Raw genomic sequence first — 25,522 nt, 5'->3', positions numbered from 1 at the left:
ATAAACATGGAACAGAATGACATTGTAATTGTTGCAGCAAAAAGAACACCCATGGGATCTATGATGGGTGCTTTATCTGCTTTATCTGCCCCAGAGTTAGGAGCTGTTGCGCATCAAGCAGCAATTGCTCAGGCAAAAATTTCTCCTGCTGATATCGACGAAGTCATCAGTGGTTGCGTATTACAAGCTGGTATTGGCCAAGCACCGGCTAGGCAAGCCGCTATTAAAGCAGGTATCCCCAATTCTGCGAATGCCACAACGGTCAATAAAATGTGTGGCTCAGGTATGAAAGCAGTTATGCTGGCTCATGACCTACTCAAAGCAGGTTCTGCCAATGTTATTCTTGCCAGTGGTATGGAAAGCATGAGCAATGCGCCTTATTTATTAGCTAAGGCTCGTGCAGGGTATCGTTTAGGACATGGCGAGCTTAAAGATCATATGTTTTTAGATGGTTTAGAAGATGCTTATGAGCGCGGTCAATTAATGGGTTGTTATGCAGAGGCAACAGCTAGTCATTTCCAATTTTCTCGTCAGCAACAAGATGACTATGCAATACGTTCCTTAACCCGTGCGCTAGAAGCACAGCAAAATAATGCCTTTGCTGAAGAAATTGTTCCTGTGATTATTGCCGATCGTAAAGGTGAAATCATCGTTAAACAAGACGAAAGCCCCGATGCGAATAAACTTGGCAAAATAAGCCAATTGCGCCCTGCTTTTAAAGCCGACGGTACAGTGACTGCTGCCAATTCAAGTTCGATTTCTGATGGTGCAGCGAGTCTAATTCTCATGACAGCAGCAAATGCGAAAAAAAGAGGATTGCAACCTTTGGCCCGCATTATCGCTCATGCAAGTCATGCTCAAGCGCCTCAATGGTTTACTACTGCTCCTGTGGATGCAATGCGTAAAGTTCTTGATAAAGCAGGTTGGCATTCCTCTGAAGTTGATTTGTATGAAATTAATGAAGCGTTTGCGGTGGTTGCAATGGCTGCTATTACTCAACTTGAACTTGATCCGGACAAAGTAAATATTCACGGCGGTGCCTGTGCTTTAGGTCATCCAATTGGTGCTTCTGGTGCGCGAATTATTGTTACTTTAATGCATGCCTTAAAGCAACAACAAAAATCACGCGGTATCGCTTCTTTATGCATTGGTGGAGGCGAAGCCACAGCAATTGCGATTGAAATGGTATAAATAATCTAGGTTGGGCCAAGGCCCAACCTAGATGCGAAATATAAACCGTATTTAAATTTCAACAAACTAAGGGATGTACATGCTTAGACCAGCTCTTATCTATTTATTACTCAGTATTGTGGTTGTCATTTTCGCTCGGTTTGCTCACATGCTAATCGTGTATATCGATATGTTATACGCGTTCATTAATATCAAATTAACACCCATTTTTAGTCAAGGTGGTTTAGGCTTAGTGTTCCGCAAGGTGATTCTTTTGGTCGCTATACCCGTTATTATTGCGGCCATCCCGGCTCTCAGCTTCAGGTTAGTTAAGGGAAAAGAAATGCCCTATTTTATTGAATTAACTTGGTGTTTATGGCTTGTCATTGTATTAAGTAATGTATTGATACGTTTTTAAGGGTTATTCATGGCTAAACTCATCAGTCAATTAAATCCTGCTAGTAATGAATTCAAAGAAAATCAGGCATATATGCAAGATATGCTTGATGGCTTGCAACGTACCGTTAGAAAAATCGCTGAAGGTGGTGATGAAAAAGCACGCCACAGGCATTTACAGCATGGAAAATTACTCCCTCGTGAACGATTACAGCAATTACTCGATCCAGGTAGTCCTTTTCTCGAGCTTTCGCAACTTGCAGCTTATCAAGTGTATGAAGATCATGTTCCAGCAGCAGGAATTATTACCGGGATTGGCCAAGTCTCCGGTACTCAATGCATGATTGTCGTTAACGATGCGACAGTAAAAGGGGGAACCTACTACCCTCTCACCGTTAAAAAACATTTGCGCGCTCAAGAAATAGCCAAAGCAAATTATTTGCCTTGCATCTATCTTGTTGATTCGGGCGGTGCTTTTCTCCCTAGGCAAGATGAGGTTTTCCCCGACCGCGATCATTTCGGCCGAATTTTTTATAATCAAGCCACTCTTTCCGCGGAAAACATACCGCAAATTGCTGTAGTTATGGGATCATGCACTGCTGGCGGCGCTTATGTACCCGCCATGGCTGATGAATCGATTATGGTTAAAAAACAAGCCACGATTTTTTTAGGTGGCCCACCGCTGGTCAAAGCAGCGACCGGTGAAGTGATTAGCGCTGAAGAATTAGGCGGAGCCGAGGTGCATTGCCGACAATCTGGGGTCGCGGATCATTATGCTGAAAATGATGCTCATGCCCTGCATTTAGCGCGAATTGCTGTCAGCCATTTAAATCGTCAAAAACCTGAAACGCTGACACGCATTCCAAACCGCGAGCCTGTTTATGACGTCAAAGAATTGAATGGTATCATTCCCACCGACCCCCGTAAGCCTTTTGACATTCGCGAAATAATTGCGCGAATCGTCGATGCCTCAGAATTTGATGAGTTTAAGGCACTTTATGGCACGACACTCGTTTGCGGCTTCGCTCACCTTTTTGGCTACCCAGTGGGAATTATTGCCAATAATGGCATCTTATTTGGTGAAAGCGCACTAAAAGGCACTCACTTTATTGAATTATGTTGCCAACGCAAAATTCCTCTTATTTTTTTACAAAACATCACTGGTTTTATGGTGGGTAGTAAATACGAAGCGGCTGGTATCGCTAAACATGGCGCGAAAATGGTGACCGCAGTGGCCAATGCCCAAGTCCCTAAATTTACCGTGATAGTTGGCGGCAGCTTTGGTGCGGGTAACTATGCGATGTGCGGCCGCGCCTATGATCCGCGTTTTTTATGGTCGTGGCCGAACTCACGCATTTCAGTGATGGGTGGTGAACAAGCCGCCAATGTGCTGGCCCAAGTGAATCGGGATAAATACAGCAAACACGATAAAGTCTGGCCAGCGGAAGAAGAGGAAGCATTTAAAGCCGAGTTGCGCGCGCAATACGAAATGCAAGGCAACCCCTATTACGCCAGTGCTAGATTATGGGATGATGGGGTTATCGCACCTGAAGATACACGAACGATCTTGGGATTAAGCTTATCAGCCGCCTTAAATGCACCGATCAAAGCAACTCATTTTGGCGTCTTTCGCATGTGACAGGGGGAAACAATGAGTGATTTATTAAGCGAATTGCAGGACCGAATTTTTGTTATCACTTTAAATCGTGTTAATAAACATAATGCCTTTGACGATCATTTATTGACTGCCCTGCAACACACCCTTGATGAAGCCATCGCGCACCCGCAAGTGCGCGCAATTATACTTAAAGCGAACGGCAAACATTTTTCCGCAGGCGCTGATCTCGCCTGGATGCAGCGCATGGCAGAGTTTAGTGAAGAAGAGAATCTTAACGACGCGCTGGTGCTTGCACGAGTGATGTACACTCTCAATCAAAGCCCCAAACCAACCATTGCGATGATACAAGGCGCTGCCTTTGGTGGTGGCGCCGGTCTGGCTGCCGCCTGTGATCTTGCAATTGCTTCAACAGCTGCCCGCTTTTGCTTTTCAGAAGTGAAGCTCGGATTAATCCCGGCAGTCATCAGTCCCTATGTGGTCAAAGCAATTGGTGAGCGCGCCGCGAAACATTTATTTATGACCGCAGAAACTTTTGATGGCGAGGAAGCTAAACGCTTGCAACTGGTACAACATTGTGTGGCTGACGAAGAACTTTGGCCTTTCACCTTCAATTATGCAGAACAAATCGCTAAACTTGCTCCGCAAGCGGTTAGTGCTTGTAAAACCTTAGTTGATCAAGTTTCTGGCAAAACGATTGACGAAGCCATTATGCTACGCACCGCTGCTCTAATTGCAAAGAAACGCGTATCTGCCGAAGGGCAGCTAGGATTACATGCCTTTCTTAATAAAGAAGCACCTAACTGGAACTAAGGATTTCCATGTTTAATAAAATTCTTATCGCCAACCGCGGTGAAATTGCTTGCCGCATTATCAGAACTGCAAAGCAGCTGGGAATTCACAGTGTGGCAATTTATTCTACCGCGGATAAAAATAGCCAGCATGTGTACCAAGCTGATAGCGCCTATTGGGTAGGGGATGCGCCTGCAAAATCAAGTTATCTGAACATTGAGGCGATTATTGCTGCAGCAAAATCCAGTGGTGCAGAAGCGATACACCCCGGCTATGGTTTTTTATCCGAAAACCCGCATTTTGCCAAAGCTTGTACGGAGGCAGGAATCGTTTTCATTGGCCCTTCAGCCGCGGCAATGGAGGCGATGGGCTCCAAACAAATAGCTAAGCAAATGCTTGAAAAAACAGGCGTTCCCCTGACTCCAGGCTACCATGGCAGTGAACAATCTGATGAGCGTTTGCTGAAAGAAGCGCGCCAAATTGGTTTTCCGGTATTATTAAAAGCAGCCTGCGGTGGTGGTGGAAAAGGCATGCGGGCGGTCTATGATGAAACAGAATTTTCTCAAGCCTTGGCCAGTGCTAGACGAGAATCCATGGCCAGTTTTGCCGATGATACCATGCTCATCGAAAAATTAATCAGCAACCCTCGCCATGTTGAAGTGCAAATTATGGCCGATAATCACGGGCAAATCGTTCATATCTTTGAGCGTGATTGTTCGATTCAAAGACGTCACCAAAAAATTATTGAAGAAGCACCAGCACCTAATTTATCAGAATCTTTACGCCAAAGTTTAGCTAAAGCAGCTTGCGAAGTGGCTCGTTCGATTGATTATCGCGGCGCAGGTACTGTCGAATTTTTAGTGGATGGCAATGAGCATTTTTATTTCATGGAAATGAATACACGCCTACAAGTTGAACATCCTGTTACTGAAATGATAACCGGATTTGATTTAGTAGCCTGGCAATTAAAAATAGCAGCCAACGAGCCTATTCCAGTAGCACAAACTAATATTCTTGCCCAAGGCCATGCTATTGAATGCCGTATTTATGCCGAAGATCCAAATCAAGGTTTTATCCCTTCAATTGGCAAAATTAATTTCTTAAAAGAGCCTACAGGCAACGGCATTCGCATTGATAGTGGCATCACTACCCAGTCCGATATTTCTAAATTTTATGACCCCATGATTGCCAAGTTAATCGCCTGGGGCGAAACGCGCGAGCAAGCCCTGCACCGGCTAAAGCAAGCACTCAAGCACTTTGCGATCGGCGGCGTAAAAAGCAATATCCCTTTCTTACTTGCTATTTGTGAGCATCCACGTTTTAGCAACGCCGAGCTGAGTACTGATTTCTTAAGCCAAGAAACGATTCAGTTTCCCAAACCTGACGAGAATTTAGCCCTATTAATGGCAGCGAGTCATGATTATCTCGCCCTCTCCAAAAATCTTTCTGATCCTCTTTTTCAACAAAGTTTTGCTTGGCAAATGCATTTATCCAGTCATTGGCATTGGCGTTATTTGATGGGTGAGCAACAGATAGAGGTAAAAATTACGCCTGTTGATTTAAATACTTTCAAACTACAGCAGAATGAAGAAGAAGAATGTTCTATAACCGCAGGGCTTGATGGCGAGCACCTCTATTTAAACGATGGTCAGCAAACGCATCAAATGTTGTTTGTTAATCAACCGCAGAGTATTTGCTTGTATACTGAACAAGGTCCTCTTCTCCTTGAACGTTTCAACTGGCAAAATTATGGTGCACAAACTAGCGCAAAAAAAGGGCAACTTACCGCTCCCATGCCGGCCACGGTGGTTGCCATTTTGAAAAATAAAGGAGATACCGTCAAAGAAGGTGAAAGTTTAATTGTTTTGGAAGCAATGAAAATGGAGCATACTATTCACGCTCCCAAAGATGGTGTACTTGCTGAGCTCTATTATGAAGTGGGCTCACAGGTGAATGAAGGGGCTGAATTATTGGCCTTAAAAGACTAAATCGGTTTAGGGATAACCATGAACTATCCACAAAAAGTCAAAATCGTTGAGGTGGGTCCACGCGATGGTTTACAAAATGAATCATCCTTCGTACCAACCGAGACTAAAGTGGAGTTAATCAATTTGCTGAATGAAAGTGGTTTAGAGCACATTGAAGTCACGAGTTTTGTTTCCCCAAAAGCAATTCCTCAACTCGCCGATAATGAAGCAGTATTTACCACAATCAAAAAACTCGCTTCTGTTCATTATTCAGCCTTAGTGCCAAACGAACGTGGCATGTTAAAAGCCTTAGAAGTAGGCGTAAAAGAAATTGCGGTGTTTACTGCAGCCAGCGAAACCTTTAATCAGCGCAATATTAATTGCTCAATTGCTGAAAGCATTGCCCGTTTTGAACCCGTATTAGCATTAGCTAAAGCACATAAAATTAGAGTTCGAGCCTATATTTCCTGTGCACTTGGCTGTCCCTATGAAGGAAAAATTACCCCTCAACAAGTGGCTTCAGTCGCTCGACAATTGCTTAAGTTTAATGTGGATGAACTATGTCTGGGTGATACTATCGGTGTGGGCACACCCAAACAAACTAAGGCAGTCATCGAAGAAATGTTAGAACTCCTACCCATTTCCCAATTAGGGATGCATTTTCATGATACTTATGGGCAAGCGGTAGCTAATATTTTTACTTCCCTGGAATGCGGGATCAACCGTTTTGATAGCTCAGTTGCAGGGCTTGGCGGCTGTCCCTATGCTCGAGGTGCAACGGGTAATGTAGCCACAGAGGATGTTTTGTATCTTATGCATGGTTTGGGGATAGAAACCGGCGTCGATATTTTCAAGATCGTGGCCGCTGGCGACATGATTTGTAAAGCCTTAGGGAAAAAGAATCAATCGAAAGTAGCTAATGCTTTGTTGGCTAATCAGAGTTAATGTTTGATAAAGGCTCGTGTGGCTACAAGTCAACGCAAGAACAACGCAATTTGAATCGAAATTTTTATTGCAACTGCATTTCATATAGTCTATTTTACCAAATTTAGCGCCACTTTGACGTCACACAATAGATTTTCGGGTTATAATTCACCTTCCTATCTAGAAAAGCTCTAAACCACCTCGCTATGGGGCGCGAGTGCTTTTTCCAGGTTTAAAGAATGTTATTAATTAAATGAGACGATAGATGAACAAGAACGTATTAAGAATAGGCTTAGTCCAAGAAAAATGGAGTGAAAATCCTCAGGAACACCAAGATCGTCTTGCATCGGGGATATTTGCCGCTGCTAAACAAGGTGCGCAGATTGTTTGTTTACAAGAACTGACACTCTCGCCCTATTTCTGCACTCGATCTGATGTAGACCCTGCTCCTTATAAAGAAGATATAGCGACTGGGCCGACTGCAAGTTTTGTTTCGGCAATAGCTAAATCAGCGAAGGTCACTATCACTGCCTCGCTGTTTGAAAATGCAGGCTATAATACGGCTGTTGCGTTTGATGAGTCGGGGCAATTGATTGCTGTTACTCGCAAACAACATATTCCGAGCGGCGAGAAGTATCATGAAGATTATTATTTTAAACCCGGCGATTCTAATTATCCCGTTCATACTTTAGCTGGACACCGCTTTGGTATGCCGACTTGCTATGATCAATGGTTTCCTGAGCTATCCCGAATTTATGGTTTAAAAGATACCGAGATTATCGTTTATCCTACAGCAATTGGTGCAGAACCCACTGCTCCAGGCTTTGATAGTCAACCCATGTGGCAAAAAGTCATGGTTGCGCAAGGAATTATGGCAAATACCTTCATGGTTGCCGTTAATCGTATTGGTAACGAAAATGGTCTAGAGTTTTATGGTAGTAGTTTTATTTCCAATCCTTTAGGTGAAATTTTAGTCCAAGCTCCACGCCATGAACCTGCTGTATTAGTCACCGACTTAGATTTTAGTCAACGAGCACTATGGGGACGTCTATTCCCCTTTGCTACTCAAAGAGAACCTGAAACTTATCAGGAATTAGTTAAACCGCGTCAATCCATTGTGGGATGAATTAATGATAGTTAATGCATTATCTGATGATAATTTATACAACATAGAACATTGGGGTGAAGGTTATTTCAACATCAACCCACAGGGAAATATTGCTGTTAGCAAAAAACCCGAGGATAAAGGCGTCGAATTGCAAGCCATAGTTAACGCAGCCAGTCGTGCGGGATTGCAATTGCCCCTCCTAATTCGTTTTACCGACATTCTTCATGACAGGGTAATCAAGCTCAATCAAGCGTTTGCAGAAGCGATTAAAGAAAATGACTACCAAGGGACTTACAAATTGGTTTATCCAATTAAAGTTAACCAAGAATATTGTGTCGTTAGAGAAATCTTAAAAGCACCGGACCATCCTGTTGGTCTAGAAGCAGGATCTAAGCCCGAATTAATGGCTGTTATTGGCTTGCTCGGCCAAAATCCGTCCACTATCGTTTGTAATGGTTATAAAGACAGTTGCTATATTCGCACTGCATTAATTGCGCAACAGATGGGACATGAGGTTTTTATTGTTATTGAAAAACGTTCCGAGCTTGATATTATTCTGAAAGAATCAGCACGCTTAGGTATAAAACCTAAAATTGGACTACGCATTCGCCTGATGACGAAAGGAGCGGGTAAATGGGAAAATACCGGCGGTGATAAATCAAAATTTGGTTTGAATGCAGAACAAGTGCTGGATGTCATCAATCAATTAAAGGCCAATAATTACTTAGATTGCTTTCAATTAATGCACTGTCATTTGGGTTCGCAAATTGCCAATATCCACGATATTCGCCATTGCATGCAGGAAGTCGCTCGTTATTATGTTGAACTACGACGCCTACAAGCGCCCATTACGACAATTGATGTCGGTGGAGGCCTTGGAGTCGATTACGAAGGCACGCACTCCAGTTCAGATTGCTCAATGAATTACACCGTAAAGGAATACGCGACCAATATTCTTTTAGCACTACGCCCTCTTTGTGAAGAAGCGAATATGCCTGAGCCCAATCTCATTTCCGAATCAGGTCGCGCCCTCACTGCGCATCATGCCGTTTTGGTCACTAACATTACTGACGTAGAATTAATTAAAAAAACCGATAGGCTTCCCCGGCCCGAGGCCAGTGATTCGAATGTGATTCATGACATCTGGGATACTTACCAAACGATCTCTCAAAATCTTCCTTCTGAGATATACAACTACGCTAGCCATGCTTTAGAAGAAGCCCATTCTCTCTTTAAACATAGTATTATTAGCTTACAGGAAAAGGCAAAAGTAGAGCAATTATTTACCGCAATTTGTTTTGAAATTCAGCAACTATTGGATGAAAATAACCCCAGTGATTGCGAATTGATGGACCTTATTAATGAACGAATGGCTGCTAAAATATTTTGCAACCTCTCATTTTTTCAATCCATGCCTGATGCCTGGGCCATTGGTCAAATTTTTCCAGTCGCCCCAATTTCGCAATTGATTCAAAAACCCAGCATGCACAGTATCCTGCAAGACTTGACCTGTGACTCAGACGGCACGATAAAACGGTACCCGGGCAAATCTTGTATCAATACCACTTTAATGCTGCCACCCTATGATGAAACCAAGCCCTACGATCTTGCTTTCTTTCTGGTCGGCGCTTATCAGGAAATCTTGGGTAATTTGCATAATCTTTTTGGGGATACCAATTCATTGGATGTGAAATTATTAGGGAATGGCCATTTTGAAATCAACGATTTAGTGAGCGGTGATACCGTGACGAATGTCTTGAATTATGCGCATTATGATACTAAAAAATTGCTGTTATCTTATGAGAAACAGTTAATTAGTGCCGATTTCCCCAACGAAAAAATTCAGACTTATTTAAATGAATTACGTAGCATTTTCACACAGCAAACTTACCTCGACAGCAACAAAACGAAAGGATAATTATGTTGACACCTAAACAAGCAGGATTTTACATGCCTCCCGAGTGGTATCCGCATGCCGGTTGTTGGATGGCTTGGCCTTGCCATCAAGAAACCTGGGCACCTATTGGTTTTGAACGCGCGCGGGAAGCCTACGCTCGAGTAGCCAAGGCGATTGCTCAATACGAGCCGGTGACCATGATTGTCAACCCCGGAGACGAAGAGTCAGCAAGAACACTGTGTGGAGAACAAATTCGCCTACTCACGCTAGCTATTAACGATTCTTGGACGCGTGACACCGGCGCAACCTTCTTATTGAATTCACAAAAAGAATTAGCCGGTGTTGACTGGATTCATAATGCCTGGGGAGGAAATTACCCAGATTGCGCTTTAGACAATCAAATTGCCAGTGCAATTATTCGCGAAACCCATGCACGGCATTTTAAAGCGCCTTTAGTCATGGAGGGAGGTTCCTTTCATGTCGATGGCGAAGGAACTGTGCTCACGAGTAAAGAATGCTTGTTAAATGCTAATCGTAATCCACAATTATCTCAGTCTGAAATTGAAAATTATCTTCTTGCTTATCTAGGCGCTGAAAAAATTATATGGTTAAACAAGGGATTAATCGGAGATGAAACCGATGGCCATATCGACGAAATCGCCTGTTTTATCGCTCCAGGAAAGGTTCTCTGCTTGATTACTCAAGACAAAGAGGATGAAAATTATCACATTCTCCATGAGAATTTAGAAACCTTAAAAGCGGCGACTGATGCAAAAGGTAGACCATTTGAAATCTTTACCGTCGAACAGCCTCCAGCTACTTATATCAATAATGAACGCTTGACGCTGTCTTATATTAATTTTTATTTAGCCAATCAAGGTATTGTCATGCCAGCATTTGGCCATGCAAAATACGATAACGCAGCCTATGAGCTCTTTTGCCAGCTTTTTCCAAGTTATCAGATTACTCAGATTGATGCTTTGGATGTATTTGCCGGTGGCGGGGGAATTCATTGCATTACGCAACAGCAGCCCTGTATTAAAGCTTAACTCGTCGCTTTTGCGTAATAGTTTAAAATCCCTCTCTGTATGACCGGAACCTAGGTAACAAAAATGCCTTAAAAATCCCCTAGCCCCCTAGAGGAGGGGGATAGGGAGAGGGGGATAAAACATTACGCGACAGCGACTAATGACAAAATTGTGCCCACAGATAATTTAGAAAATAGATTGACACAACATCAAAATAGAAAGATTCTTGACTGCTATACAAGTATGTATTTTAAGAAATAATTACAACAGGCAAGGATCGTAACAAATGAAATCAGTAGTATGGGAACCCAAACAGCCAGAAAAAACAAGAATGTGGCAATTCATGCGTTTTACAGAACAAAGACACCCCCCACTACAATTCAAAAACTACCAAGAATTACATCATTGGTCGATTACCGATCCCGCGCTGTTTTGGCAAACACTTAGTGATTTTTTTGGTCTTAGTTATAACACCCCCGCCAAAGAAATACTCAATCACTATGATGATATGATTGATGCACGCTGGTTTAGTGGCGCGACCTTTAATTTCGCAGAAAAATTATTATCCCGTCGTGATGACCATCCAGCACTGATTTCTGTGAATGAAAATGGGGATCGACAAGTTATAAGCTATCAAATGCTGTATGAGTTGGTTGCGAGCTGTGCGGAAGGTTTGAGAAAGGCTGGGGTAGTCACTGGTGATCGTGTGGCCGCGGTGATGCCGAATGTTTCATATACCCTTATTGCCATGTTAGCCACCACTTCGCTTGGGGCGATTTGGTCCTCTTGTTCTCCTGATTTTGGCCCACAGGCCGCACTTGATCGCTTAGGTCAAATTGAACCAAAAGTACTGTTTATTTGTGATGGTCATCAATATTCAGGTAAAAAACACGATGGTAGCGAAAAAATAATAGCATTGAGTAAAACAATTCCTTCGCTAGCGAAAATCGTGATCTGCCCTATTATTTTTAGTAACCCTGATCTTAGTCAGCTGAAACATGCTGTAGTTTGGGATGATTTTCTTGAGCCCAGTAAAGAGTGTCAATTTAACCCCCTACCCTTTGCCCATCCTGTCTATATCCTTTTCTCATCTGGTACTACTGGCAAACCCAAATGCATTGTTCATGGTGCGGGCGGCACTTTATTGCAGCACTTAAAAGAACTGGGCTTACACAGCGACCTGACTGACAAGGATAATCTCTGTTTCTACACCACTTGTGGCTGGATGATGTGGAATTGGATGGTGTCAATTTTAGCTTTAGGAGCAACACTCACCCTCTATGAAGGGGCACCGACCTACCCTAGAGCTGATCGACTTTTTCAATTAATAGATGACGAGAAAATCACGGTTTTTGGCACGAGCGCTAAATTCATTTCTTCAGTAGAAAAAGAAGGCATTACCCCCAGAAAACATTTTTCATTGAAAACACTACGAACAATTCTTTCCACCGGCTCCCCTTTATTACCTAGGAATTATGATTTCGTCTATCAAGAAATCAAACCGGAGGTCCAATTGAGCTCTATTTCTGGGGGGACAGACATTGTCTCTTGTTTTGCTTTAGGTAATCCTATTCTTCCAGTCTACCGTGGTGAACTCCAATGCCTGGGCTTGGGGATGGCCGTAGAAATTTTTGATGAACAAATGCATGCTGTCCATGAAGAGCGTGGTGAGCTCGTTTGTACCAAAGCTTTTCCTTCCATGCCAGTGAGTTTCTGGAATGATCCTGAAAAAGCAAAGTATAAGCACGCTTACTTTGAACGTTTTGACAAGGTTTGGGCGCATGGGGATTTTGCTGAAATAACCAAACATAATGGGCTCATTATTTATGGACGTTCGGATGCGGTATTAAATCCTGGCGGCGTGCGCATCGGGACCGCTGAAATCTATCGTCAAGTGGAAAAAATTCCGGAGATTATAGAGAGCATTGTCGTTGGGCAGGATTGGCAAGATGATGTCCGTGTTGTGCTGTTTGTTAAATTGAGAGAAGGGGTGGAGCTTGACGAACCTTTAAAAGACACTATTCGTCATACCATACGTCACAACGCTTCTCCTCGCCATGTCCCCGCGAAAATCTTACAAGTTGCTGATATTCCCAGAACGATCAGTGGCAAGATTGTGGAAGTAGCAGTCAGAGAAGTTGTTCATGGGAAAAAGGTCAATAATCTTAACTCCCTCGCCAATCCCGAAGCCCTTGAGCATTTTAAGAACCGTGAGGAATTAGGCGAGTAGTTAGAGACACAGACATTGATAGTGGCCTGAGGTTCAGACTTTTATCTAAGAAAATTCAGGCCCTTTATGGTCAGAGTCAGAGTCAGACTCTAAAAGAGCTAGAGAAGACCCTTGATCCATTTCTTTTGTAGGTTTTTGAGCCTTTTCTTTACCCTTTTCCCTTAAGCCATTATTAGACTGCTCTTCATCATCAAAATTCTCGTCATTTCTAGATCCCAACCCGGCCAAACCTGGTGAAACCTCTGGAGTGCTGGGTCTATATTGCTTGGCTGCCTCCATTCTTGAAATGCTAACCGCTGCTACCTTCTCTTTATTACTCAGGTAAGTGTCAATCAAGATGTAGGCTGCAGGAAAAACAAAAACCGTACCTGCGATGGCTCCTACAATTCCTAACGGAGTTGACTTCATACGAGCCCACCAGCTGCGCAGATTGCCCTCAGTCGCTTTAAGCATCATACTCGTTAACTCTTTGTGAGCCTGAAACCGGCTTGAATTTTTTTGATAAAGATTATCGATGCTATCAACCTTTTCTTCTGCATAATTCCTTGAGACATACACTCCTCGTGGTTTTGCTTCCACCTTCGCAGGTCCGCCTTGATCAACGAGGCTTATAAGCGACATGGCTGATTGTAGACCTCTTTCATTGTATAGCCTGTCCAGTGATTTTCTTAATGCAGCGATATTAGACACCGTAATTTGATTACCACTTTTTGCAAGTGTAGCTAAATGATGAACCACTTCGGTTTCCTGCGCATCTTTTTCATCTTTATTCAGTAAATCATCCAAAAGGGCAACACGACCATTGATGGCTTGCGCACGCTCATTACCACTTTTACACCCACCCAAAGAGACTTCCTCAGAAAAAACGCATAAAGCTTGTACAATCTTGGCATTTTCATGACGCCAATGTAGATTATTGGCCATGATATTTTTTAAACCGAGCTTGGCATTTGCCATAATTCCGGCTGTAGGGGAAAAATTGATTTCAGCTCGCCAATCGGCTTTAAGTTCGCTGATTAATTGAATCGCTTGTTGCCCTTCAGCTGATTCAGCAAAAAAAGATTTACGCTCAGGAGTGTTAAGGAACCTTTTATAAAGCTCGAAAACCTCTTTTATTTTTTCTTTCTGTACATCTGCCTTAACGGGTTCTAAATTAGGTTTGCCATTCTTCCTAACTACTGTTGAACTATTAGCGCTAATGCTATCTGAAATCGTGTGTAGCATAGCTAGCTCTGCCATCAACGTCGATTCTTGGACTAAAGTGTTAGAGCTGTCATAGCCTAAAGTATCTCCAAAGCCATTCACTGAGATGTTTTGAACCAAACAAAAAACAGCATCTGAAGGATTATCGCTTGCGTTTGATAATTGACGAGCATTATGACGATGTGCACCGCGCAAAATATGAATTGCGCTTTTGGTTTGTCGATTTTTAGAGGTTAGATCATCTAAAGTATCATTAATTGCCGTATAACTATTATAAATATAAGCTTTCGGCTTAGTGTCATCTGTAGTCAATCGATCTTTTAGCACATATTTATCAGTAATATGTTTTAATTTTTTACTAGCATCTTCAATATATTCTTGTTCATCCAAATCTTCCTTCACTACAGGTGATGGAGTACGAATTTGCATGTGAAGATTCTGATTGGCCACAACAGTATTATCCGGGCCCATCTTATGAGAAATAATTTGTCGATGTCCGAATTTTTCCCCTTTGACGCGTTCATGAGCAGTATTCTCAGACCCTTCTATTAAAACCGCTAAACCGTTGTTATCAGTATGAAGAATATCGTTAGGTGTTGCAGTTGTTTTTTCGGCAACTTTTTTAAGCGTTTTTATTTTAAGATCAGCCTTGCTAATAATTTCACCCGTGTGCCTTGCAATTTCTTCGAGCAAAATAATATGTGCTTCAGGCACAATTGCTTTTCTTGCTTTATCGAGTGTTTTGTTTAATTGAGCTGTATTGATAGTGCCATCACGATTGAGCGAAGACTTTAAACCCTGGGCTAAGGAATTCATCACTAATTCGTTCACTCTAAGCATCGCTGATTGATGAGCCGCTTGCATTTCTTGTTCTCTGTCCTGTAGCTTAGTCGTTGTCTGATAGACACGAGAAACGAGAGCTAGATGGAAATGCAGCTCTTGTTGCAGAGCGATAATGCTACCTTTAGGCAGGGACATAAATTGAGTAGCAAGTTTTTTAGCCTCATCAGCCGGGCTACCTGCATTTTTCAATGCTTTTTCTACTATTTCAGAAAACGTCTGTTTTAAGTCCTCTTCATCACTAATATCTAAGCTAACAGTAGTAACAGGACTAATTTTTTGACCAAGAATATTTTCTAAACCCTCTTGATCGCTAATATCTCTATGTAACTCGGATTTCAGTTCTTCGATAATTTTTGTCAGTGGCAATTTAACATCGACCACGATACGTCCCTGCGGATCAAAAGCTAGCTTATCAATGTTAATCAGCGCTTGAGCCCTTGCCTGCTTTGCTAAAATCTGCATATATAGTGCTTGACTTTCTCTTGACATAAAGCTCTTAAAATTAATCATCTTTGTATAATTATAATAAAAACTGTATTACCAGAACATTAAGAGAGTTTTAATAAGGCATATATTGTAAAAAATGTTGGGATATTATCTGCAATCGGGCGAATCTGGCTTATCTTCTTTGTTCACCGAATCAGCACTTCAATTGAGAAAAACGACACCTCTAATTTTGTCTATACTAAAGGCAGGCGTAGATATCTAATAAATACAGGGATTTGTTTGCAAATAGACTTGCAATGAGAATACCACTGAGACAACAAGCAGGTCAGCATTAAAGCATTAAGGAGAGTGGTATGTGTGATAGTAGATGCATTAGTAATGGTATCGTTGCTGGGGTTGTAGCAGGGATTGTGTTCACCTTTTTTTTAATTCTTATGGATAATCTTACACACCTGCCAACAAAAATTGGTGGGCTCATGATTCATTTTATTGTCAGTATCATAGCCGGCGTCATTTTTGCTTTCATTTTAGGTTGGTTAATTCATTCTTGGTGGTCTGCGAGCTTTTTAGGACTTCTCTTTGGTAGCTTGTTGTGGATTGCTGGCCCTATGACTTTATTGCCTAGCTTAACTACTGGCACAGCTTTATTCTCTCAATGGAATTTCGCAGGTATACAAGCGAATACTCCTCTACTAATTGGCCATCTTATCTATGGGCTCGTTCTTGGACTCAGTTATTATTTCTTAAAAAAGGGAAAATTACATAAGCTCAAAAAACCGAGGATCTAAGCTAATAGAATTTCTAACTAGATGATTCACATTATTTATAGTATCATGGCAGTTTGCGCCGATTTGAAACTCAGCTTGCGGGCGCTCATTGGTTTGGCTTGAGGTCATCCCTATGAAAATACGGCTAAAGCGGTGGGCACCCTCTCTCCTACTCTCTAGCATCCCGCATCTGTATACCTTAGGTTGATGTGATGATTGAATTAAATGGGTTAACAAAATCCTACAATAACACGCTCGCATTGCGTGATATTAACTTATTTGTACAAGAAGGTGAAATATTTGGCATCATTGGTAAAAGTGGTGCAGGTAAATCAACTTTATTGCGAAGTATTAATCTTTTAGAACAGCCTGATCAGGGCCAGGTGATTGTTGACAATGAAACAATTACCGAATTATCTCCGGCTAACTTACGTAAATCCCGCCATAAAATGGCCATGATTTTCCAACATTTCAATTTGCTCAACTCCAAAACGGTCTATGACAATATCGCCCTACCGATGCGGATCCAAGGGATTGATGAAGAAAGCATTAAATTTAAAATTGATGAATTATTACCCTTAGTCGAACTTTCACCCAAAGTAGACGCTTATCCCGACCAACTGAGTGGGGGTCAGAAGCAGCGTGTAGCCATTGCGCGAGCCTTAAGTTGCTCCCCTAAAATTTTACTTTGTGACGAAGCCACCTCCGCTTTAGATCCTGAAACAACCAATTCCATCCTTGAGTTACTAAAAAAAATTAACAAACTCTATGGCATAACTATGGTGTTGATTACCCACGAAATGGAAGTGGTGAAACGTATTTGCCATCGCTTAGCAGTGATGGAAAATGGAGAAATTGTCGAAACGACGGCATTATCCAATGTGTTCTCTAAAGAAGAGAGTGTGGCTAAAGCGATGTTGTATGCCCAGCTTAGTCCACAATTACCCGCCTGTCTCTCGGGGAATTTATCCAATTTTCCTAATAATAAGCCTTTATTGCGTTTATTTTTCCAAGGAGAAACAGCGACTGTCCCTTTTATTAGTAAAACTAGTCGTGAATTACATTTAGATATTAATATCTTACTCGCAAATATTGACCGCTTTGATACGATTACCTGTGGCGTTTTAGTGGTTGAATTAACTGCGAATGAGGCTTTATTAAAACAATTTATCGAACGTTGCGAGAAGGCCAATTTAACTGTGGAGATTTTAGGATATGTCACTGACGATGCTTTATGATTTGCTGATAGCCAGTGGCGAAACGATCTACATGGTTGTTGCTAGTACACTATTTGCCATTATCTTAGGACTTCCTTTAGGGACCTTGCTTTTCACGAGTACTAAAATCAAGCCTCATGCTTGGATAAGTCGCTTTATTTCTGGATTAATTAACATTAGTCGCTCGATTCCTTTTATTATATTGTTAGTCGCTTTGATTCCTTTCACCCGTCTTTTGGTGGGTACCTCTATTGGTATACATGCTGCAATGGTTCCACTGACTTTAGGTGCAACTCCGTTTTTTGCACGCCTGGTGGATAATGTCTATCAAACGCTACCCGCAGGCTTGATCGAAGCAGGTTTTTCCATGGGAGCCAATACTTGGCAAATGATTCGTTATATTTTGCTACCCGAAGCATTTCCCGCATTAATTCAAGCAGTCACTGTGACGGCCATTACTTTGGTCAATTATTCTGCCATGGCGGGTACCGTTGGTGGCGGTGGTTTGGGTGACTTAGCCATTCGTTATGGCTATCAACGTTTTAATGTCGGGATTATGTTAGCGACTGTTTTTGTTTTGATAATCATCGTTCAGCTGCTGCAAATGGGAGGCGATCGCTTAGCGCGCCATTATTCGCGCAATTAACCTTCCCAATTGCGCTAGGACACTATTTTTCGGAGAGCTTTATGCGTATTTTTTCTGTACTTGTTTTACTTATTGGTTTAGTGGCTTGCAATAAGCCTTCACCTAATACCTTAACCATAGGAACCATTGCAGGTCCTGAAACTGACTTAGTTGAAGTCGCCAAAGACGTCGCCCAAAAACAATATGGATTGACCATCAAAATTGTTGAATTTAATGACTATAATTTACCCAATGAAGCCCTTCAAGATGGTAGCTTAGACGCCAATGTCTATCAGCATTTACCTTATTTACAAGCTGCTATGAAAGCTCATGGCTATGACTTAGAAGCAATCGGCAAAACGTTTGTTTATCCTACAGGTATTTATTCAAGCAAAATTAAAACCTTAGCCCAATTACCTGAGCACGGAACTATTGCCATACCTAATGACCCAAGCAATGAAGCTCGCGCATTATTGCTACTACAAAAAGCAGGTTTAATTGATTTAAAGAGTGAAAATAGTGTCTCTATTGCAGATATTTCTAAAAATCCTAAGCACTTAGTGATTAAAGAATTAGATGCCGCACAGCTACCTCGTATCCTTGCGGATGTCGATGCGGCAGTAATCAATACGACCTTTGCTATTCCTGCTGGACTTAGCCCAACTCGTGATGCAATTTTTGTTGAAGGAAAAGATTCTCCCTATGCAAATCTGATTGTGATTCGTCGTAACGGCAGCAAAAAACCACAACTTGAGGAGTTTGTTAAGGCAATGAATTCACCAGAAGTAAAAAATAAAGCAAACGCGCTTTTTGGTGATTCGGCAACCCCGGCGTGGTGATTAGCTCGTTAATTTTGAGTTAAGAATTTACTGTTATACTTTTTTTATGCATGCAATTCTATTAGATGGTGAACCATGGTTACTAAAGTACAAACCGATCTTTCTGCGATTAAAACTCAAGAAAAAAAGAAGGTCTACGAACATTTTATTCGCAGTCTCAAAGATAGTGGGGGTTTAGCGAGTACTAACAGTTTCAATAATTATGATAGTAGCCGAATGAGCGCTGTCGAGAGTTTTTCCGAAGTTAAGGCACCTGACGGTAAAAAACTGAGTGAAAAACTGAAAACTGTTGGAACGCCGGACGCAACTACTGCCGCACAATCAATTACCACGGCATTGGAACAATCTGACAATTACAAGGACGCAAAAAAAGATTTTAATACTGATTTAACTAATTTAAATGACTTATTACTTGCAGGTAAATATTCACTTGGCGATGCTGCTTCCTATATGCTCGAAGCTAAAAATACAGCCGTTAATGCCATACAAGCCCAGCAAACACTTGAACGAGATAATTTATCTAAGCTTTTTGAAAAAGATGATTTTAAAACTCAAATGAAAACTGCATTGGGTTGTAGCGATGCTGAACTTCAAGCAATTAAAACTCAAATGACCGCAGATTTAAAAAAATCCCAAGACGAAAAATTGGATGAGTTTAAAAAAGGGCTTGAAGATAATGCAAATCAATTATTCAAAAAAGCAGAGCAAGAATATTGGCGGATCAGTTTCCTGGGCCATCGATATTTATCAAATAAGGCGATGAAGGAAGAAATTGATCGGATGGCAGCAGAGGCAGAAAAGAAAGATCCTACGCTTTCTATGCACTCCGGCATAAAAGGATCGGATCGATTGAAGCATATAGATCCCACGAAACTAACAACCCATGTCAGTATCACAGGCACAACACTCCAGGCTGGTGGTGAGGGCGCTGAATTCTCTCTTAGTACAGAATTCAATCGCTGGTATACAACGGACCACAGGATTTATGTAACGTTAACCTCTATTGCCGAAGAACTTAAAGCCCGGGGTTCAGATACGATTACTTTCCAAATTAATGATACCGATCCAAAGCGAGCTAAAGAAATTGCAAAAAAAGCGTTTGAGTCAGCAATTATAGCCGGTTTTCCTCCCGACAAGATCAATATTAAAGTGAATGGCGAGTCCCTCTATTCAAGCGATTATGATGAAAAAGCAAAGAAAGCCAAGGTTGATGACAAGTTGTTTACAGATGACCCTAAACGCCTGCAATTTGCAAAAAGTAAATTCCAAAAGGGAGCTGAAGAACGAGAAGCTTTTATAAAAGGTAATAACACTGGAAAATTAAAAGCCGAACTTCAAGACCTTAAAGCAAAAGCAAGGGAAGCTGAGAAATCAGCAGCGCCAAGGTTAGGGCCTTAACAGTAGTGGGTGCTTTAAAAACAAAAGTATTCCTACTTAAACAGACAAATATTAGATCTACCAGCAGCTCTATGCTGGTAGATCAATACAAACTATGAACAATTCGATTATTGACACCCTCCTGAGCTTGATGATCAAAAATAAATACATTTGTGTAAAAATATATTGATCTCTCATCATTTAGCTGCTTATAATCGTACATATTTAAAGCATATTTATACTGTCATCGAAGACAATTAAGCTTCAGGGAAGATTAAAACGATTTATCCTGGAGTACTAGATGGCTAAGCCAATCAATTTAAATGATATTTTTTCATTATTGGAAGAGCGACCCTCTCAAGAAAAAGACCATTTTCTATTCCTATTAGGAACAGATACTGTCTTTACTCAGCTGCCGACTAAAGGCTTACCTGGTCTTACCGAAGCGGATCAAAAGTGTTATGAAAGAGGTGAAACACTATCCTACTCCGCGCAGGCTATCGTTCAGCTATTAGGCGAAGAGGCAGAAATGGGTGCCCCGAAGGAGCCACTTTCTTATACCTCCCCCTCAGTCGATGTGGTCAATGGCCCTACTACTTTAGGCTCCGAGGTCGGTGAGCGTGTAGCGCAAGGCGTGTTTTTATTATTGCGCGCAGCAGCCAGTGGTAAGGAAACCTTGCAAATTGCAGCACATAGCCGTGGTGCTGTTACAGCTCTCATGGTGCTAAGCGAAAGAGCACGAATTATTAAAGCATTAAAGGAAACGGACTTATCCCTCTATCAAATCCTATGCCAGGCTCCTACAACAGAAGATAACACTGGCATCGCCAGAGCAATAACTGGCAACCCTGCGTTTAAAGAAGCTAATGAAACACCTGAACAGCGTAAAGCGCTATTAGCAAAATTAGAAAATTTGAAGCTCAATCCTTTTCTTATTGACCCTGTCCCAGGAGGCAGTAAGTATTATTTAAAATTCCTGCGTTGGTCTAGTCCAAGATTTTATGAACGCCCTCAATGCGACGATTACGAATTACTAATTAAGCTACATGAAAGAACCTGCTGCTTCAGCCCAGTTATTCCCGAAGGCATGCAACCGCTCCCCATACCAGGACATCATGGTAGTGCAAGTGGTAATCGCTATAATCAGCAAGGTGTAGAGGTTCCAGAATCCATCGTACAGCGCGATACAACAACAGTTCAAGATTTAGTTTTATGTAAGTTATTTGATTTCTTGAATCGTTGTACTGGGGATCGATTCAGTCAAGAAAACTGTCATGAAGTAAGGCTTAAGCATGAGCAACTGGATGGGGTATTAAATGATTTTCTTAACCAGAATCAATCCAAACGCAACGAAAAGTTATTAACTCATTACAATGCTGTTCTAGAAAACATTCATGCCTTTATCTGGTTCCAAGAAGGTTCTTATGCTCGTCTTGGTGCTCAGTATGCTAAAGACAAGCAACGCTTTGTTCATTTACATGGACATAACCATATGCCTATGGAAGCTGCGGTGCCTACTCTTCATCAAGATTTTATCAACCAAGAGCATGCCTTATTGTATTTGCGTGGGTTCGTAAATTTTGAAAAGTTTGAAAATTCATTAGCTGGAATGATACACGCCACTACAGAAACGTTAAAAGACACCATTGCGAGAATGTTCAATTCCTCTAAAGAATCCTCTCGCGCTTCTAGCTCGTCCTTCGACGGTCAAGGATTACTGAATCTCCTCCAAGAAGAAGCAGGACGCAAAATTTTCTTTAACGGCCTAGCTGTTTTAATAGAAACTCTGAGTCAAAAATATTTGCGTAACAATCTTAGTAGCGAGGAAGATGAAGCTTTACGCAATGTCATCGAAGAACCGTTTCGCATTATACAAAGGGTAAAAGAAGAAATAGCAAAACAAGCAGACTTTCCAAAAGAATACGAATTGATTATTAATCAATTCGATGACTTAATTCAGACAGGATTTAAACACACTATTGAAACGCACTATGCATCCATTATTCAACAAACGGATGCTTTAAAGGCTCAGATAGAGCATTTATTGAATCCTCCTGAACATTTTTACACGGTATTTCATGAGTTTGTAATTAAACTACCAGAGCCCGATAACGATACTCCTGAGGAACTTACTCAGGTAAAAGAATACCTATTAAGGATAGAATCCTCTCGAATTAGGAGTATAGAGGATATTCAAAAAGTATTGAGTGAGTCCATTGCTTCTCTAGGAGAGGTCTCTGAAGAAAAGCTTGAAGTAATCCAAGCCTTTATTTCCAGTAAACAATCTGAGCTCTTACAACCTTGTTTTGACATACACCAAGCCTCTGATGAGACTTATTTAATCAATCTCGAGCGTTTATATGATTTAGCGAAAACCTTAAAGAAAGACTATCCTGCACAACAGAGATTAGTTTCTAAAGAAAAAATAGATATTGATCTAGAGCAACTTAATTTCCGTATTGACACCTTGGTCAAAGCCGGAGGGATTTTATTAAAGGAAAGAACGATTGATCTGCGGCAAAAACCAGATTGTGTTGGTGAAGCCTTTTTTAATTTAATCAAGCAAGAAGCCATCAAGCTTGGTGCTCCTTCACCCGAACTCGAAGATTTGAAAAGGGAGATTCTAAAGCAAGAGCAACTCCTTGATGAGCTAAAACAGCAAAATACAAAACTATTAGAAAAAGAAAAAGCTCAGCAATCCGTTATCGAAAATCAAGAATCTCAAATGGTGAGAAAAGCACAAGATCATCTGGAAAAAACTCGTGCTTTAGAGAAGCAGATAGGGGAAATCCGTGAACAAAAGGAGCAAGAAGCACAACGGTTTGAACACTCATCGAGTGCTCAACAAGAAACAATCTCTAAGCTAGAAGATAAGATAGGTAAAGCCACGGAACAAAACAAGGCGCTAAATCAAAGATTAGAGCGCTTATCAGGCGAGAATAGTGAAGAAATCCGCTCATTAAAAGAAACCGTTCAAAGCCAAGCTGAGGAAATAGGACGTCTTGTAGGACAATGGGTCCTTTTGAGTTCTGACACTCAAAAAGATAAAGAGTTAATTGAAAAACTACAGAGCCAGGAAGAAGCTGAAAAGATTGTTTTAATCCAAACAAAATTGTTGCCATTTACTAATAATTACTTGACTCATTTGCTTCAACAAGCACAAAAATATCAACCTGAGTTGAGATTAAATCCTGATGGTACTCTTCCTGAGCTCCTACAACCTTTATTTGAATCAGATAAAGAGGTTTATGATAAAATAATTACTAAATTAGAGTTGGTGATCAATTTAAAATCAATCTTGCAAGATACAAACGAACGTCCACTTCCTAGTGAGCGAGTGCAAGCTTTCGGTGAAGCGCTTTTACGTGCGAATGATGCTTTAAAAATTCATCGTGACGGACCTTGGACTCGTTTCTTTAAAAGCAGTGCGTTAGTTTTAGGTTTTGCCTTTGAACTAGCTTACACCGTGGTTACAGGTAAACGAAATCCTTTATTTTTCGTTACACACACGCAAGGAGAAGCCTACGTTGATGATTGTGCTAAAGAGTTAGGTTTAGAAAACCCAGCTGTAGGTGCTTAGTCTTCAAATTCTCAGCGTTGAATGGTAGGTTGACCGCCGCCCCTTCTGCGACAGATTTTCCATCACCCTCCGCGAAAGTGGAGGGCAAAGCAAGTGGCCAATTATGAAGGGGCAATATTATCAAGTAATTGCTACTCATTCCCCCAAAATCAACTAACTCACTACTCTTAAGCTTGCCTTAATTTTTGTCGGGTAAAATGATCAAATTATTTACTATTTGATATTTTAGGAGTATTCATGTTAGCATCAGAACAAATAAAGGAAATGATTGAGAAAGAAAAAGAATTAGACACTACAACGTCCTCATCTCAAAGTAGCATTGAATCCTCTCATGAACAATTAAATCAAGACTTACCTCAACGCAACCTATCTCAAAATCGAGTCATCCAAGAGATAATTGATACTGAAAGAACCTTTTACCGTTCTTTAGATATTCTTGATAATTATTTCTCTTCCTATGGTAAAACAGCCAAACATAATGATTTTCTAATCAAATTAAGAGGCCTACTTCCTCAGCTAAAAGATGTTTCTACAAAACTTCTTCAAAATGTCACAGAGTCAATTCGTACTGATCTTGACCCAAGTGAGTTAGCTAAATTACGCCAACAAAGAACTCAGTTAATCAAAGTATTTTTTACTATTTACCCTATTTATTCGGAACTTTATCCCACCTACCTCAAAGAGGTACGCGAGCATCCTGAAGCTTTCAAAGATATTGAACTATACCTTGCAGACCCTAAGGCCAATGCTAAACAATCAGATTTAGCGAGTATTCTTATTCAAATTATTCAACGAGGCCCTCGTTATCAGTTACTGGTAATAGCAATTATTAAGCTTAACAATGATTTGACCCCAGAGGATCCAAGTAGATTGACCTTTGAAGAAATTCAACGGATTGAAGAGCTTCTAATATTGATTAAAGGCTCAATTGAAAAAGTCAATTCGGAACTTCCCGTCTTAGATCTAAAATCTGAATTAGAGTCCAAAAAAGGTTATCAATTTGGCGATTTTCTTCTTAGACCTGCTTATGAGTATCTTACCCAGGAAGTAGAACTGGATGAGACTAGTACTTCTAGTACTTCTGCTCCTGTTCAGTCTTATCGACCTGGAGATCTACTCCTTCGGCCGCTATATGCGTATTTGACACAAGAACCCACTGATAGTTCGAAAAAAGAAAAGGAAGAACCGGTAGAAAAAAATCAATCAACTAGTTCAACAAATTCAGATTGGGGCTTTTCCCGTTTTTGGAGCAGTTCAAAAACAGCGGCTGGCCAGAGTACAAAACCCAAAGACAGCAGTGATTTCGATGAGCAGGCCCCCCAAAAATCAGGTAATAATGACGATCAAAAACCTGATGATAATAACGAAGGCTTTACCTTAGTATAATCTCCTCTCTATATAAATCCTCGGTTGCTTGCAACCGGGGTTTCAATTGCAAACTATTTTTTTTAAAAATATAAAGTTTCTATGTTCTTTATTTGCTCATAATGGTAAATT

General features: G+C 41.1%; 18 protein-coding genes. 17 read left to right on the top strand and 1 reads right to left on the bottom strand.

Annotation, left to right across the window (positions count from 1 at the left end; genetic code table 11):
- The first annotated feature begins 6 nt into the window (after positions 1 to 6).
- The 10 genes from Ldro_RS06105 (at position 7) to Ldro_RS06060 (ending at position 13,127) form a co-directional block, all read left to right on the top strand.
- On the top strand, positions 7 to 1,191 hold the full coding sequence (locus Ldro_RS06105) for a thiolase family protein (RefSeq protein ID WP_058495513.1): 1,185 nt from the start codon (positions 7 to 9) through the stop codon (positions 1,189 to 1,191).
- Positions 1,192 to 1,270: 79 nt separating this feature from the next.
- On the top strand, positions 1,271 to 1,588 hold the full coding sequence (locus tag Ldro_RS06100) for a hypothetical protein (RefSeq protein WP_058495512.1): 318 nt from the start codon (positions 1,271 to 1,273) through the stop codon (positions 1,586 to 1,588).
- Positions 1,589 to 1,597: 9 nt separating this feature from the next.
- Positions 1,598 to 3,205, top strand: a complete 1,608-nt coding sequence (locus Ldro_RS06095; RefSeq protein WP_058495511.1) for a carboxyl transferase domain-containing protein — start codon at positions 1,598 to 1,600, stop codon at positions 3,203 to 3,205.
- A gap of 12 nt (positions 3,206 to 3,217) precedes the next feature.
- Entirely contained in the window at positions 3,218 to 3,994 is a 777-nt protein-coding gene (locus Ldro_RS06090; RefSeq protein ID WP_058495510.1) for an enoyl-CoA hydratase-related protein, read from the top strand.
- An 8-nt stretch (positions 3,995 to 4,002) separates the two neighbouring features.
- Complete coding sequence (locus tag Ldro_RS06085) at positions 4,003 to 5,961, top strand: acetyl/propionyl/methylcrotonyl-CoA carboxylase subunit alpha (protein ID WP_058495509.1); 1,959 nt, start codon at positions 4,003 to 4,005, stop codon at positions 5,959 to 5,961.
- A gap of 18 nt (positions 5,962 to 5,979) precedes the next feature.
- Positions 5,980 to 6,885: a hydroxymethylglutaryl-CoA lyase gene (locus Ldro_RS06080; RefSeq protein ID WP_058495508.1), complete on the top strand. Its 906-nt coding sequence runs from the start codon at positions 5,980 to 5,982 to the stop codon at positions 6,883 to 6,885.
- A 244-nt stretch (positions 6,886 to 7,129) separates the two neighbouring features.
- Positions 7,130 to 7,990 (top strand): carbon-nitrogen hydrolase, encoded by an 861-nt coding sequence (locus Ldro_RS06075; RefSeq protein WP_058495507.1) that lies wholly within the window; start codon positions 7,130 to 7,132, stop codon positions 7,988 to 7,990.
- Between the two features lie 4 nt (positions 7,991 to 7,994).
- Complete coding sequence (gene speA / locus Ldro_RS06070; RefSeq protein ID WP_058495506.1) at positions 7,995 to 9,890, top strand: biosynthetic arginine decarboxylase; 1,896 nt, start codon at positions 7,995 to 7,997, stop codon at positions 9,888 to 9,890.
- A gap of 2 nt (positions 9,891 to 9,892) precedes the next feature.
- Entirely contained in the window at positions 9,893 to 10,918 is a 1,026-nt protein-coding gene (locus Ldro_RS06065; RefSeq protein WP_131764377.1) for an agmatine deiminase family protein, read from the top strand.
- A gap of 265 nt (positions 10,919 to 11,183) precedes the next feature.
- Positions 11,184 to 13,127 (top strand): acetoacetate--CoA ligase, encoded by a 1,944-nt coding sequence (locus tag Ldro_RS06060; RefSeq protein WP_058495505.1) that lies wholly within the window; start codon positions 11,184 to 11,186, stop codon positions 13,125 to 13,127.
- Positions 13,128 to 13,172: 45 nt separating this feature from the next.
- Here Ldro_RS06060 and Ldro_RS06055 read toward each other — a convergent pair whose 3' ends face one another.
- The gene (locus Ldro_RS06055; RefSeq protein ID WP_058495504.1) at positions 13,173 to 15,662 is read right to left on the bottom strand and encodes a hypothetical protein; all 2,490 of its coding nucleotides are present in this window, start codon (positions 15,660 to 15,662) and stop codon (positions 13,173 to 13,175) included.
- Between the two features lie 311 nt (positions 15,663 to 15,973).
- On the opposite strand from Ldro_RS06055, the gene Ldro_RS06050 reads away from it, so the two are divergent.
- The 7 genes from Ldro_RS06050 (at position 15,974) to Ldro_RS06020 (ending at position 25,411) form a co-directional block, all read left to right on the top strand.
- Positions 15,974 to 16,408 carry a hypothetical protein gene (locus Ldro_RS06050; RefSeq protein ID WP_058495503.1) on the top strand — a complete coding sequence of 145 codons (435 nt, stop codon included), beginning with the start codon at positions 15,974 to 15,976 and terminating at the stop codon, positions 16,406 to 16,408.
- Between the two features lie 191 nt (positions 16,409 to 16,599).
- The gene (locus Ldro_RS06045; RefSeq protein ID WP_058495502.1) at positions 16,600 to 17,625 is read left to right on the top strand and encodes a methionine ABC transporter ATP-binding protein; all 1,026 of its coding nucleotides are present in this window, start codon (positions 16,600 to 16,602) and stop codon (positions 17,623 to 17,625) included.
- A complete protein-coding gene (locus Ldro_RS06040) occupies positions 17,603 to 18,250 on the top strand; it encodes a methionine ABC transporter permease (protein ID WP_058495501.1) in 648 nt (215 codons plus the stop codon). The genes Ldro_RS06045 and Ldro_RS06040 overlap by 23 nt, the downstream gene beginning before the upstream one ends.
- A gap of 41 nt (positions 18,251 to 18,291) precedes the next feature.
- Positions 18,292 to 19,068 carry a MetQ/NlpA family ABC transporter substrate-binding protein gene (locus Ldro_RS06035; protein ID WP_065235905.1) on the top strand — a complete coding sequence of 259 codons (777 nt, stop codon included), beginning with the start codon at positions 18,292 to 18,294 and terminating at the stop codon, positions 19,066 to 19,068.
- Positions 19,069 to 19,143: 75 nt separating this feature from the next.
- On the top strand, positions 19,144 to 20,466 hold the full coding sequence (locus Ldro_RS06030) for a hypothetical protein (protein ID WP_058495500.1): 1,323 nt from the start codon (positions 19,144 to 19,146) through the stop codon (positions 20,464 to 20,466).
- A gap of 280 nt (positions 20,467 to 20,746) precedes the next feature.
- On the top strand, positions 20,747 to 24,025 hold the full coding sequence (locus Ldro_RS06025; RefSeq protein WP_058495499.1) for a hypothetical protein: 3,279 nt from the start codon (positions 20,747 to 20,749) through the stop codon (positions 24,023 to 24,025).
- 237 nt (positions 24,026 to 24,262) lie between these two features.
- A complete protein-coding gene (locus Ldro_RS06020) occupies positions 24,263 to 25,411 on the top strand; it encodes a RhoGEF domain-containing protein (RefSeq protein WP_058495498.1) in 1,149 nt (382 codons plus the stop codon).
- The last annotated feature ends 111 nt before the right edge of the window (positions 25,412 to 25,522 follow it).

Source organism: Legionella drozanskii LLAP-1, from assembly GCF_001467585.1.
Taxonomy (GTDB): domain Bacteria; phylum Pseudomonadota; class Gammaproteobacteria; order Legionellales; family Legionellaceae; genus Tatlockia; species Tatlockia drozanskii.
Note: the sequence above shows the minus strand (reverse complement) of the source record. Positions and strands in the feature narration are given on the sequence as shown.